13 protein-coding genes and 1 riboswitch are annotated in these 13,110 nt (G+C 45.3%); of the genes, 10 read left to right on the top strand and 3 right to left on the bottom strand.

Features of this window, described 5'->3' with window-relative positions; genetic code table 11:
• Positions 1 to 41: 41 nt before the first annotated feature.
• A riboswitch (TPP riboswitch) is annotated at positions 42 to 144 on the bottom strand.
• A 146-nt stretch (positions 145 to 290) separates the two neighbouring features.
• Positions 291 to 1,646, top strand: coding sequence for a TolC family protein (locus tag LAJ61_RS05290; protein ID WP_224054733.1), 1,356 nt, complete (start codon positions 291 to 293; stop codon positions 1,644 to 1,646).
• Between the two features lie 80 nt (positions 1,647 to 1,726).
• Here LAJ61_RS05290 and pstS read toward each other — a convergent pair whose 3' ends face one another.
• A complete protein-coding gene (pstS, locus tag LAJ61_RS05285; protein ID WP_224054732.1) occupies positions 1,727 to 2,731 on the bottom strand; it encodes a phosphate ABC transporter substrate-binding protein PstS in 1,005 nt (334 codons plus the stop codon).
• Positions 2,732 to 3,077: 346 nt separating this feature from the next.
• Between pstS and phoU the strand changes: the two genes are divergently transcribed.
• The 3 genes from phoU (at position 3,078) to LAJ61_RS05270 (ending at position 5,270) form a co-directional block, all read left to right on the top strand.
• Positions 3,078 to 3,848 carry a phosphate signaling complex protein PhoU gene (phoU, locus tag LAJ61_RS05280; RefSeq protein ID WP_224054731.1) on the top strand — a complete coding sequence of 257 codons (771 nt, stop codon included), beginning with the start codon at positions 3,078 to 3,080 and terminating at the stop codon, positions 3,846 to 3,848.
• Positions 3,849 to 3,988: 140 nt separating this feature from the next.
• Positions 3,989 to 4,723: a phosphoglycolate phosphatase gene (locus tag LAJ61_RS05275; RefSeq protein WP_224054730.1), complete on the top strand. Its 735-nt coding sequence runs from the start codon at positions 3,989 to 3,991 to the stop codon at positions 4,721 to 4,723.
• On the top strand, positions 4,710 to 5,270 hold the full coding sequence (locus LAJ61_RS05270; RefSeq protein ID WP_051500238.1) for a DUF4385 domain-containing protein: 561 nt from the start codon (positions 4,710 to 4,712) through the stop codon (positions 5,268 to 5,270). Before LAJ61_RS05275 ends, LAJ61_RS05270 begins: the two co-directional genes overlap by 14 nt.
• Positions 5,271 to 5,299: 29 nt before the next feature.
• On the opposite strand, the gene LAJ61_RS05265 is transcribed toward LAJ61_RS05270, so the two are convergent.
• The gene (locus LAJ61_RS05265; protein ID WP_224054729.1) at positions 5,300 to 6,793 is read right to left on the bottom strand and encodes a YifB family Mg chelatase-like AAA ATPase; all 1,494 of its coding nucleotides are present in this window, start codon (positions 6,791 to 6,793) and stop codon (positions 5,300 to 5,302) included.
• 208 nt (positions 6,794 to 7,001) lie between these two features.
• Between LAJ61_RS05265 and hemN the strand changes: the two genes are divergently transcribed.
• From hemN to LAJ61_RS05250, 3 genes are read left to right on the top strand one after another with little or no spacing between them, the layout of a single operon-like run.
• Complete coding sequence (gene hemN, locus LAJ61_RS05260) at positions 7,002 to 8,480, top strand: oxygen-independent coproporphyrinogen III oxidase (protein WP_224054728.1); 1,479 nt, start codon at positions 7,002 to 7,004, stop codon at positions 8,478 to 8,480.
• A gap of 17 nt (positions 8,481 to 8,497) precedes the next feature.
• Positions 8,498 to 8,956, top strand: a complete 459-nt coding sequence (locus LAJ61_RS05255) for a hypothetical protein (protein WP_224054727.1) — start codon at positions 8,498 to 8,500, stop codon at positions 8,954 to 8,956.
• Positions 8,957 to 8,976: 20 nt separating this feature from the next.
• On the top strand, positions 8,977 to 9,585 hold the full coding sequence (locus LAJ61_RS05250) for a class I SAM-dependent methyltransferase (RefSeq protein ID WP_224054726.1): 609 nt from the start codon (positions 8,977 to 8,979) through the stop codon (positions 9,583 to 9,585).
• Positions 9,586 to 9,595: 10 nt separating this feature from the next.
• Here the strand turns inward: LAJ61_RS05250 and LAJ61_RS05245 are convergent, their stop codons facing one another.
• Positions 9,596 to 10,141, bottom strand: coding sequence for a DUF4442 domain-containing protein (locus tag LAJ61_RS05245; protein ID WP_224054725.1), 546 nt, complete (start codon positions 10,139 to 10,141; stop codon positions 9,596 to 9,598).
• Between the two features lie 107 nt (positions 10,142 to 10,248).
• On the opposite strand from LAJ61_RS05245, the gene LAJ61_RS05240 reads away from it, so the two are divergent.
• The 3 genes from LAJ61_RS05240 to uvrC all read left to right on the top strand — a co-directional run bounded on the left by LAJ61_RS05240 (position 10,249) and on the right by uvrC (position 13,076).
• Positions 10,249 to 10,632: an HNH endonuclease gene (locus tag LAJ61_RS05240; protein ID WP_224054724.1), complete on the top strand. Its 384-nt coding sequence runs from the start codon at positions 10,249 to 10,251 to the stop codon at positions 10,630 to 10,632.
• Between the two features lie 42 nt (positions 10,633 to 10,674).
• Positions 10,675 to 11,031, top strand: coding sequence for a hypothetical protein (locus LAJ61_RS05235; protein WP_135887769.1), 357 nt, complete (start codon positions 10,675 to 10,677; stop codon positions 11,029 to 11,031).
• A 206-nt stretch (positions 11,032 to 11,237) separates the two neighbouring features.
• Entirely contained in the window at positions 11,238 to 13,076 is a 1,839-nt protein-coding gene (gene uvrC / locus LAJ61_RS05230; protein ID WP_409034993.1) for an excinuclease ABC subunit UvrC, read from the top strand.
• Positions 13,077 to 13,110 lie beyond the last annotated feature (34 nt).

Here is a 13,110-nt window from a genome sequence, read left to right as displayed (position 1 = left end):
ATTCTAGTAAAAGGCTGATTCTAGAAAAATATTGGTCTAACTAACCTAATAGACGACTTCCCTACGACGGTATTAACCGTGTCAGGTTCGACGGGTATGTCTCAGCCGTTGGTATGTCACCCAACTGCACCCCGAGTCAATACATCCATATTAACAAAAACTCACAGGTTTACCTAATAGATTTTTAGCCATTTTGTACCGATGATTTACTGCACTAAATTACTGATTTTTTTGACAACTATCGGTATGATAGAGGCTCCTTGGTTGTTGAAAATGTTGTAATTATTGATATGAAATGCATCTGTTTGTGGAATCGTAAAGCGACTGGCGCCCGATGGCGGTTAGGGGCGATGGCAGTGTCATTGATAGGGTCGATGTCCCTCAGCCCAGCCGCGATGGCAAAAGATTTGTGGGAGTTGTATAGTGCCGCCCAGCGCACCAATGGTAATTGGTCAGGGCAGCAATATGACTATTTGGCAACGCAAAAAAATGTGCAGCTAGCGTTTGGCGATATGCTGCCGCAAGTGGGACTACAAGGCAGCGTCAAACATAACCAGTTTTATCCCAAAGACGATAACATCCCTGACACGGGCAATACTGCAAGCCAAGTCGGTATCGGACTGCGCCAAGCCTTGTTTCGTGCTGATAAATGGGCAAATTACGAAAAAGCCGTGCTCGCCAGTCAAGCCAATGACATCCAGCTATTACAGCAGCACCAACAACTCATCGAGCAAATCAGCAAAGCCTATCTCAATGTATTGCGCGCTGAAGCGATGACAGATAGCCTCAATGCCGAGTTCACCGCACTCAAAGCACAAAATGACATGATGCAAGCGAGACTCGCGCAAGGGGTAGCGGCGCGGGTAGATACCGAAGAGAGCCGTGCAAGGCTTGAAAGCGTCAGCGCCTCTATTGCCAACAATGACGTGGCAATCGTGAATGCCAAACAGCAGTTATCACTGCTCACCGGTCAACCAATCAATCAGCTAGACGCTATCAAGTTACCGCCTGATTTAAATCTCGTAGCAAGTCAAAGTATCGAAAACTGGATGCAGCAGTCACAAAATAATAATCTCGATATTCAGTTAGCACAAACCCAAGTGGCAATTGCCAACAAACAAGTCGATTATCTCAAAGCCAATATCTATCCCCGTGTCGATTTGGTAGGCAATGTAGGGTGGCAAGATTATACCCATAATAACCAAAGCGCTATTGATGGCACCAATTATAGCTTTGGGGTAGAAGTGGATTTCCCTTTTTATACCGGTGGGCGGACACGCGCAGGCGTTGAGCAAGGCAATCTACAAGCGCAAGCGGCAAAAAGTCGCCTCGCCTATGTGTACCAAGCTGCCATGACTCAGACTAGCCAAGCGTATCTAAATTTGGTCGCACAGCGTGCCACGATTAAAGCCCAGCAAACTGCGGTGGATGCCAATCGCCGCGTCGCCCAAGCGTCAAAAACAGGCTATGATTTGGGGGTGCGCTCGATGGTAGATACACTACTGGCAGAACGCCAATATCACGCTGCCAAACGCGATTTGATTAATGCATATTTTGATTATCTAAATGCCTACATTGACCTACAAAAAGCTGCGGGCAATCTGACCGATGACACAGTCAAAGTGCTAGATAATCAGCTGATGTAATGCTTTTTTTGGCAAAATTTTAAGCTAAAAAACCCCGCCAATCGGCAGGGCTAGTTAATCTAGTAGGGTGACACAAATGACTATTTAACTTTCGTCCATTCTTTACGAACCGCAGCTTTAGTACCGGCAGGTAGCGGAACGTAGTCGAGTGCAGTTGCTTGTGCATTGCCATTAGTAAATGCCCAGTCAAAGAATTTAAGCGCTTCTTTGGCTTTTGCACCGCCCGTACGAGGTACGAGGATGAACGTCGCTGCAGAGATTGGCCATGCGTTTGCTGCTGGCATGTTAGTGATAGTCACTGCAAAACCAGGGTATTGTGCCCAGTTAATGTTTGATGCTGCTGCAAACGTGGAATCGTCTGGTAGTACAAATTTACCGGCGCGGTTTTGAAGTTGGGTATAAGCTAAACGGTTTTGTTTTGCGTAAGCGTATTCAACATAACCGATGGAATTTGCAACACGTTGTACGTTGCTTGATACGCCTTCGTTACCCTTACCACCCACGCTTGCTGAAGCATTGGGCCATTTAACGGTTTTGTCCGCGCCTACTTTTGATTTCCAATCGCTTGATACTTGGCTTAGGTAGTTAGTAAATACGAAAGTGGTACCTGAACCATCTGAGCGGTTAACGGTGGTAATCTTAGCAGCAGGTAGGGCAACGCCTGGGTTTAATGCTTGGATACGTGCATCGTTCCAAGTAGTGATTTTGCCCATATAGATGTCAGCAAGGACGGCGCCCGATAGTTTTAATTGACCTGGTTTGACGCCAGCGATGTTGACCACAGGTACGATACCGCCAATGACTGCGGGGAATTGGATTAAGCCGCTGGCATTTAGCTCTGCTGGGCTCATGGGCGCATCAGTGGCACCAAAATCAACCGTTTTTGCTTGGATTTGTTTGATACCGCCTGAAGAACCGATACCTTGATAGTTTACTTGGTTGCCTGTTGCTTTTTGATAATCGCTTGCCCATTTTGAGTAAACAGGCTGTGGGAAGGTTGCACCAGCCCCTGTGATGTTGACAGCATTGGCTTGTACGCCTACGGCAGCGAATGCCACACTGACGATTAAATGTGATAGTTTCATAATAATTCCTTGATGGACAAATAAGATGATTGTCAGGGAAGATGGGAAATTAGCTTGGGAGTCACCAACCAATATGTCGCGTTTTAAATCACCCAACGCTGAAAAATTGTTGCCATGTTAATGTAACAAAATGTCAAATCTGTTACGGTTATGTTAAAGTTTGATGAAATTGAAATCTTTGTTAGGTTTTTTGTTCGGTTTATATGATGCAATATCAGCGAATAGGCGCGCTATTTTTCATCATTTTGTCGTAATTTTTAGTTATAGTTAGCTTTTGTTTAACGGCTTTTTTAATAATAATCTTGCACAGTCCATGAGTCAAACTCCATGAGTTAGGAAGGGAAATATGAATTTAATTGGTGAGCATTTATCAAAAAGTTATGACCAGGATTTACAAAATTTGGTCAATTTATTTTTAAAAATGGGTGGCATGGCAGAAGCCAATCTCACCAAAGCAATTGAATCTTTGGTAAAAAGTGATGTGGCGCTTGCCGAAGATGTCATTGATGGTGACAAAGAAATCAACTTTACTGAGCAGCAGCTTGATGATTTGGTGGTCAAAGTATTGGCACGTCGCCAACCTGCTGCTACCGACTTACGCCTAATCATGGCAGTGAGTAAATGCGGCGCCGACATTGAGCGTATTGGTGATGAAGCCAAAAAAATCGCCAAGATGGCGCGCCGTGCCACCCGTGAAGGCCAATCACCGATTGGGTATCATGAAGCGCATCAAATGGGTAATTTTGTGCAGATGATGCTAAAAAATGCGCTAGAAGCTTTTGCCAAGTTTGATGCAACAGGCGCTTACCAAGTCATTGAGCAGGATAATGAAATTGATGCGATGTACAAATCCGCGTCACGTGCGATGATGACCTACATCATGGAAGATGGTCGCTATGTAGCAAAAGTCATTGATATTTTATGGGTGCTGCGTTCGATAGAACGTATTGGTGCGCATGCGCGTAATATCGCTGAGCAATTGATTTTTTGTATTACTGGTGAAGATGTGCGTTATCAAAAACTGGGCGCCAAAAAGGACAGCGCGCTGAATCCCTCGGCTAGCCATGAAATCAATGATGCCTCACTAGATTATCAACCGAGCAATGGCGAAAACTAACGTTTGCTAGTAACAACTGCTGCTAGAGGCAGTGGGCTATCCGTGTTAGGTTATTTTAATGGACGGTTGCATGGTATTTTTAAGTGATTCTGCTACACTGTAGCCTATCAACTTTGGTGACAAAAACGATAGGAAACACCATGTCTAGCGAATCACTTAACACCACAATCCCCACATCCACTGGGGAAAATATCACCCAAAAATCGTTACTTATTTTTGACTTGGACGGTACCTTGATTGATAGCGTGCCAGATTTGGCGGACGCCGTCAATGCGATGCTAACCACGCTTGGCAAAGCCAACTTTAGCGAAGATGTCATCCGCAACTGGGTGGGCAATGGCGGCAAAGTACTGGTGCAACGTGCCTTATCAGGCTCACAAACCATTGACCCCCATCTCAGTGAAGACGATACCAATCAGGCGCTTGCTCTGTTCTTTGACTACTACCATCAAAACACCTGCGTCAGAACCCAGCCCTATGCAGGGGTGAGCGAAGGGTTGCGTCAGCTTAAAGAGCAAGGCTATACCCTCGCTATTGCCACCAATAAACCCATTGATTTTGTTCCTGCGATTGTCGAAAAATTGGGTTGGCAAGCCCTTTTTGCCTATATTTTGGGAGGTGATAGCTTGCCTGCCAAAAAACCCGACCCGATGCCGCTACTGCATGTCTGTGAAAAACTGGGCTTTAGCATCGCTCAAAGCTATATGATTGGTGACTCCAAAAACGATATTTTGGCAGGGCAAAACGCGGGCATGGATACGCTTGGGTTATCGTATGGCTATAACTATGGGCAGGATATTCGTGATTATCATCCGACCCAAACCTTTGATGACTTTGCCACGCTGACTGAGTTTTTGAGTCATGCACGAGTTTAATTATCATCTTAACTTTGACACGCTGAATTTTCGCGAGCATCCAGGGTTGTATCGGGTGGGGCGCGGTGAGCAAGGGGTATTATTGGTAGAGCCATATAAATCCGAGATTTTACCGCATTGGCGATTTGCTACGCCGGAACTTGCGCGAGAAAGCAGCGATACCATCTATGCGATGTTTTTGGACTATCTTGCCCAAGGGGATTTTGTCGGTGCTGATATGGCGCGTAAATTTATCCAAATGGGTTATACGCGCTCGCGTCGTTATGCCAATCACAAAGGGGGCAAAAAATACGACGGTGCTGTCCCTGACGCTAAAAAAGGACAAAGTGGCGCGCATGGGCGTGAGCAATTGCCGCAGCAATCACAACAGCTTGAATCCGCCCAAATCAAAGCCCAATCCGCGCAAATTTTTAAGCAAAAATGGGATGAATGCCGCGCCAATGCGGACTACAAAGCGCTAAAAAAACAGTTTGAAGCCAAATACGTCAACGATACCCAATACGATAACCTACCGCCCACGTTTTTTCGCGAGCATCCGTTTTTATAGCCTGACTGTATGATGAGTTAGCACGAAAATTAGGCATTCGTTAATTGACTACGGTAACTTAATGCCTCGGTTAAATGCGGTGTCTGAATATTGTCACTACCTGCCAAGTCCGCAATCGTGCGGGCGACGCGAAGGACGCGATGATAGCCGCGAGCGGACAGATTCAGCCGACTTTGTGCCATTGCCAAAATACGACTTTCTGCATCGCCAAGCGGCGCAAATTGGTCAAGTTCACTGGGGGAGAGTTCATTATTGGCTTTGCCCTGTCTGGCTTGCTGACGCTGATAGGCTTGTATCACCCGCTCACGCACTACCGCAGAAGACTCACCCCTCTGTGCTGACTGCAAATCACTGGCAGGCAGGGCAGGCACGGTAATATGCAAATCAATACGGTCAAGCAAAGGTCCTGATAGCTTTTCTTGATAGCGTTTGATTTGCTCAGGTCGGCACTGGCAGCGACCTGATTTATCCCCATAGTAGCCACAGGGGCAGGGATTCATCGCTGCTACCAGCTGAAAATTGGCGGGAAAGCGCACTTGAGAGTTGGCACGGCTAATGACAATTTCTTTGTTCTCGATAGGCTGTCTGAGTACCTCAAGCACCTTGCGATCAAACTCTGGAATCTCATCCAAAAATAACACCCCCCGATTGGCGAGCGTGATTTCACCGGGTTTGGGCGATGAGCCACCTCCCACTAGCGCCACCGCTGAGGTAGTATGATGGACTTGGCGAAAAGGGCGTGTGCCGTAGTCATAATCACTGTTGGCAATCGAATAGATACTGGCAACTTCGAGTGCTTCATGGTCGTTGAGCGGTGGCAAAATGGTGGGTAGGCGAGATGCCATCAAGGTTTTGCCTGTCCCAGGTGAGCCACAAAATAGTAGCGAATGTCCGCCTGCTGCCGCAATCTCTAGCGCACGTCTGGCTTGGTGTTGTCCTTTGACATCGGCTAAATCCAGCTGATAATTGGCTGATTGGTAAGATGCCTTATGCTCGGCTTGGCTGAGTTGTTGCTCATTCATCAAGTGTTGGCACACGGCTTTGAGGGTATCGGCTTGCAACACCCTCACGCCCTCGACTTTGACCGCTTCATCAGCATTGTCTTTGGGGACAATCAAGGTGCGCTGGTCTGCCTTGAGTGCACGTGATACGGCCAACGCCCCAGCAATGCCTCGCAAATCGCCATTGAGCGCCAATTCGCCAATAAACTCGTACTGCGCAAGCACGGTTTCATCAATTTGCCCGCTGGCTGCCAAGATACCTATAGCAATGGGCAAATCAAGCCGTGCGCCATCTTTGGGTAAATCCGCGGGCGCAAGGTTGATAGTTAATCTGCGATTGGGAAATTGAAAACCCGAGTTGATAATGGCAGAGCGCACCCTATCTTTACTCTCGCGTACCGCTGCTTCAGGTAAGCCGACCATGGTGACTGCAGGCAATCCTTGCGATAAATGTACTTCAACCATCACGCTTGGCGCGTTTAAACCTACCACCGAGCGCGTATATACTTGAGCAAACGACATTTTTAAAATCCTTTTCCAACCACTTGGCGGCTACCTTGACACAAGACAGGCAGTTTTTTTATGGCAGCAACTAGACAATTTTTGATAAAAAACGGCTAAATCATAGCATAATTCATCTATTTTCTCATCATCGGCTATCTATGATGACTATGTTATAATCACAACCAATATTCCGAGAATTTTACGCTACACGCTATACGAGACTATTATGACAGACCAAACTCGCCCTTTATCTGACAGCGAACTGCCCACCTTTGATCGTCCTGTCGAAATCATCGAAAATCCGTATGCCAATGCCAATCGTAGCTACACGACCCAAACCCATTTGTTTAATGAAGCTATCATCAATAAATACAACCGCTCAGGTCCTCGTTATACCTCGTACCCAACCGCGCTAGAATTTGCCCCCATTGCTGACGGTATGGAAGCCCGCGTTTTGGCAGAAAAAGACCCACGGGTGCCAGTGTCTTTGTATTTTCACATCCCGTTTTGTCGCCACCTGTGCTATTACTGCGGCTGCAATAAAATCATCACCAAGAAAAACAGTGATTCAGGCGACTATTTAGCGTATCTTTTTGCCGAAATTCGGCATAAGCGTAGCTTGATGCAAGGGGACTCTATCGTCGAACAAGTACATTTTGGCGGCGGCACACCGACCTTTTTGACCGATGATGAGCTGGTCAAATTGTGGAACTTTTTGCAAACCCAATTTACTTTTAGCGATAAACCTACCGCTGATTATTCGATTGAAATTGACCCGCGAGAATTGCGCCCGACCACGCTTGAGATATTGCGTGGACTTGGGTTTAATCGGGTGAGTTTTGGTGTGCAGGATTTGCAAGAAAAAGTACAAATTGCCGTCAATCGCGTGCAGTCAGAAGAAATGATTCAAGGGGTGATGACGGAAGCTCGCCGCCTTGGGTTTCATTCTATTAATATTGACTTGATTTATGGGTTACCGCACCAAACGGTGGCTAGCATGCGCAATACGGTTGAGCGCATCATCGCTATCTCGCCAGACCGTCTGTCTGTTTTTAACTATGCCCATTTGCCAGAGCGATTTAAAGGTCAGCGTCAGATTAATGAAGCGGATTTGCCAAGCCCTGCCGACAAACTGACCATGCTCGGTAATACCATCCATGCGCTGACTGAAGCAGGCTATCAATATATCGGCATTGACCACTTTGCCAAGCCTGATGATGAGCTGGCGATTGCCCAACGTGAGGGCAAATTGCACCGCAATTTTCAAGGCTATACCACGCATGGCAATTGTGATTTACTGGGATTTGGGGTGTCGTCGATTAGCCAAATCGGTCTGCATATTTTGCAAAATCCAACGGATTTGAATGATTACCAAAATCTCATCAATGCAGGAAAATTGCCTGCAGTGAAGGTGATTTCTGCGCGCTTGCCTGACTTGCTGCGCCGTTATGTGATTATGAATCTGCTATGCCATGATTATATTGATTTTAAAGATGTGAATGCGCGCTTTAGCATTGACCCGATGACCTATTTTATTGATGAAATCCGCCAACTGGGCGAGATGCAAGCGGATAAACTCGTTGATATGGATGCTAAAGGGATTCGGGTGCTACCAAAAGGGCGACTTTTGGGACGTAATGTGGCGATGGTGTTTGATACTTATTTGGCGAGTAAAGAAGGCAATCGTTTTAGTAAGGTGATTTGATTTTAAAGGAAACGGGTATGAAAAAATTTTTGTTCGTTGCCTTATTATTGCTTAGTGGTGTTGCGACGGCTGAAAATATTCCAAAAGCCTTTCAAGGAAAGTGGGTCGGCACTTGGCAAAGCCACATCAAGTCCAATGAAGTTAAAGCCTATTGTCAATTAAATGACTTTGACCACGTTTTAACGTTATCAATCAATAAAAATACCATGCAAATGAATTACTGGGAAGCAAGCGAAACAGTCAGTAATTTTAAATTTAGCCAAGTGAAACCTAACTATTTTTTAGGAACAGCAAAATTTGTACAGAGTGGATTTCTAACCGATGACGACGGTAACTTAATCGATAAAGATATTGTACTCAACCGTAAAGTTGAATTTATGCTAAAAAAGGGTGAGTTGATTGAGCTATACCGAGATGACCAAAACGATACAGGCAAATCCATTTGGTATAAACGCTACTGGAAAAAATGTAATTAGTGTTAATTTTAGGAAATGAAATGACCCATAAAATCCCCGCCGACTTACTCAAAAAATCTGCCTACTGGCGAGAAGACATCCAGTTCAGCCAAGATGTGCTTGGCAAGCCGTTTCACTTTACCAGCACTTGGGGAATTTTCTCGCCCGAAAAACTCGACGAGGGTAGCCTTATGCTGCTTGACTATATCGAGTTCAAAGACGATGACCACTCAATCGACCTAGGCTGTGGCTATGGCGTACTGGGTATGACTGCCGCCCGTGAATGTCCAAACGGACAGCATTTGCTCATCGACAAAGACTTCGTGGCGGTGGAATATGCCAAACTTAACTGCCAAAAAAATCATTTAAATAATGCCCAAGTTCAGCTATCCAATGGCTTTCGTGATGTTGAAAAAGATAAAAAATTTAGCCTAGTGATGAGTAACTTACCTGCCAAAGCCAGTAAAGAACAGCATTATCTGTATTTACTCGATGCCTACAATGCGATGGAGACTGGGGCACGCTTTTATGTGGTGACCATCAATGGCTTACGTGATTTTATGAAGCGCTCATTTACCGAAGTGTTTGGTAACTCAGATAAAATCAAACAAGGCAAAACCTATACCATCACCAGGGCAGTCAAAGACTAACGCCCTTCAGCTAAATTCTCACCGTTTGGGTTTTTGATTTACTGTAGGCTCGTAACCGGATGTACAGGGTCTTAGTGACAGTGGCAACCACCTCATTTTGGTCGTCAACCACCTGTACGTCATAATTGCGGAACACCGCTTTACCATCCTTTGCTAAGGCTTTTATGGTATCGATTTCGGTGTCATCAAGGTGAAAATCGGCAAACACATCGCTTTTGCCCGCTTTAACAAAATCAATGCTCGCCGACTTATCCCATACCACGTACGCATTGCCCAACGCTTGCATCAACAAAATCATCAAAAATGGGTCGGTCATCGAATACAAACTGCCCCCAAACTGGGTGCCGACGATGTTTTGATTGAGTTTGTTTAAGGGTAAACGCACGCGAATATGATGGTTGGCGAAATCAAGGCTTTCAACACGGATACCCGCCCCAAAATATGGCGGATAAAAGTTAAAAAACTGCTTTAACAACTTCGGGTTATGAAACGGATTAAGGTAGTCTTTGGCTTGAGATTGAAAGGTTTGGCTTAGCTTAGATAGCTTGGATAACATGGCAGACTCGTTTTTAACATGAAAAAAGATATGGGACAACACGCCATTGGCAAGGCAACAATGCTATTGTATGATAGATACAACTGATAGCAAAGCGTGACAAACTAATGCCAAAAGGTAAAGCAAAAAATAACGAAGATGAAGCATTCTGGGAGGCGATTTTGGCTGAAAAAGCGCCATCGCCACCGTGTGAATTGTGTGGACGTGATGAGGTTGAATTAACCCAACATCATCTGATTCCCAAATCCCGCCACGACAAAGCCCGTACCAAACGCGAATTTAGCCGTGATGAAATGAAAAACGACATCGCCATGCTGTGTCCTGCTTGTCATGCGCAGGTGCATGAAGTGTTTAGCAACCAAGAATTATCCAGCTACTACCATACGGTTGAGCGGCTTGCCGAGCATAGCGAGATGCAAAAATTCATTAACTGGATCAAAAAACGCCCCGCAGGACAAACCATTCGGGTCAAAAGTGGGGGATCGGATTAGTAGTTTAAGATTGAAATTACTTAAAAGTCAAAACAGTGATATATGAGTATAAATCAAATGCCTTTAAGTTATGAAGAAACTAGATTAGAGATTTTGGATAGTTTATACATACATTTGATTCAAAATGCGAATAATGACCAAATTTTAAGAAGCTCTCTTGATTATCTAATATATGATTTTGAATCTAATTATTCGAAAGCACAAAGATTACTTATTAATTTTTGTATTTTCGTTCTAGCCGAAAATTTATTTCAGGATTCTTATGTATCGAAATTATTGAAATCTGATATCACACAGAGTATCCCATTTAACTTAAGACATCTAATGAATCAATTAGAAGGCGAAGATAGAGAGTGTTTTATAACAGACTTTCGTTTAATGGGTTTTGCAATTGACTAATAGTGAGTTGAACTATAGTAGAAAGGATTACTTAAAATGTCATTCTTATAAGTACAGTGAATTCTACATTCAGCTACTATTTTATGATATAGATTGAAAATCAATGAAAACAACTAAATATAGTAGCAAAACCATATAAAAGTAAACTAAATCAAATGCCCAAAGAAAGAAAAAGCAGCGTGAATCCAGCCATCGACCCTGCAACCATTGAAATTGCTGCAGCGACTGCCGACCGCAAAGCGCGATTGGATCACTTGATTAAGCGCCTGCCCAACTTGCCAGGCGTGTATAAAATGCTCGGCAAAAATGGCGATATCATCTATGTGGGCAAAGCCAAATCGCTCAAAATCCGCGTCAATAGCTACTTTGCCAAAACCATCGACCACCCCAAAACGCGGGCGCTGGTGCAACGTATCGACAACATCGAAACCATCATAACCCGCTCTGAGACCGAAGCGCTGCTGCTTGAGCAAAACCTCATCAAGCTCCATCGCCCGCCTTACAACGTGCTACTGCGTGATGATAAATCCTATCTATACGTTTTTATCTCAGCCGATAAACCTTATCCAAGACTTGCCTATGGGCGCGGTAAAGGACAACACCAAAAAGGCAGATTTTTTGGACCTTTTCCTTCGGCGCATGCCGCCAAGCAAACCTTGCTAATGATGCAAAAAATGTTTATGGTGCGCCAATGTACCAATACATTTTTCGCCCAGCGTCAACGCCCTTGCCTAGAGTACCAAATCAAACGCTGTAAAGCGCCGTGTGTCGGGCTGGTATCGCCCGAAGACTATGCCGATGACGTCAATAACACCATTCGATTTTTAAAAGGTGAAGGCACGGATTTGCAAGTCAAATTGGTGGGTAAAATGGAGCAAGCGGCTGAAGACATGAACTTTGAGCAAGCCGCCTTGTATCGCGACCAACTCTCGATGCTACGCGAAGTACAGGCCAAACAAGCAGTATATACGGTCAAAGGTGAAGCCGATATCATCGCCATCGCCAGTCAAGCGGGCATTACCTGTGTGCATGTCATGAATGTGCGTAATGGGCAGGTTTTGGGCGGCAACAATTATTTTCCTGATGTGGATAGCGAAAATGACATAGCGGATAACTTGTCTGAGTTTGTCAGCTCATTTTATTTTCAAGTCAGTGATGATTTGCCCGAAGAGCTGATTATAAGTCATGAGTTGCCCGACCAAACCGCGATGACAGAAGCCTTAACTGAAACCTTTGGCAAAAAAGTGACGATAAAAACCAAAGTCCGTGAGCAGCGGAGCGAATGGCTCACCCTTGCCCAAATGAATGCCAACAACGCCCTGCAAACCAAATTGGGCGATTATTTGGAAGTTAAATCTCGCTTCAACGCCCTCAATGCGGTATTAAAAGAGGCGCTACAAGGCAAATCGCTTGACCGTATCGAATGTTTTGATATCTCGCATACCATGGGTGAAGCCACCATCGCCAGCTGTGTGGTCGCTGACCAAGGGGGGCTGCGCAAACGCGACTATCGCCAATATGCCATTCATGGCATCACGGGCGGTGACGACTATGCCGCCATGAAGCAAGTATTAAACCGCCGCTATAGTAAACAGCCGCTGCCAGATTTATTGCTGATTGATGGCGGTAAAGGGCAGCTTAATATGGCAAAAGACGTACTGAGCGAGCTGGGGATTTTAACCCAAACTTTGCTCGTCGGGGTGGCAAAAGGCGAAGGTCGCAAGGCTGGGCTTGAGGTACTGCATTTTATTGACCGTGAGCCGCTCGATTTGCCGGCTGATAGCAAAGCACTGCATTTGATTATGCATATCCGCGATGAAGCACACCGCTTTGCCATTACCGCACACCGCAAAAAACGCGATAAACGCCGCTCAAGCTCAGTGCTAGAAGCCATTCCTGGGTTGGGGGAAAAACGCCGCCGAGAGTTACTCAATCATTTTGGCGGCTTGCAGCAGCTGCTTGGCGCATCACAAGATGAAATTGGGCAAGTAAATGGCATTGGCAAGGTGATGGCCAATACCATTTATAAAGTGTTGCATGGCTGATATTAAATTTTAACCGTTTTGGATGAAACGGGTA

It is taken from the genome of Faucicola osloensis, from assembly GCF_020041925.1.
GTDB classification, from domain to species: Bacteria; Pseudomonadota; Gammaproteobacteria; order Pseudomonadales; family Moraxellaceae; genus Faucicola; species Faucicola osloensis_D.
This window is presented reverse-complemented; position numbering and strand designations above follow the sequence as displayed.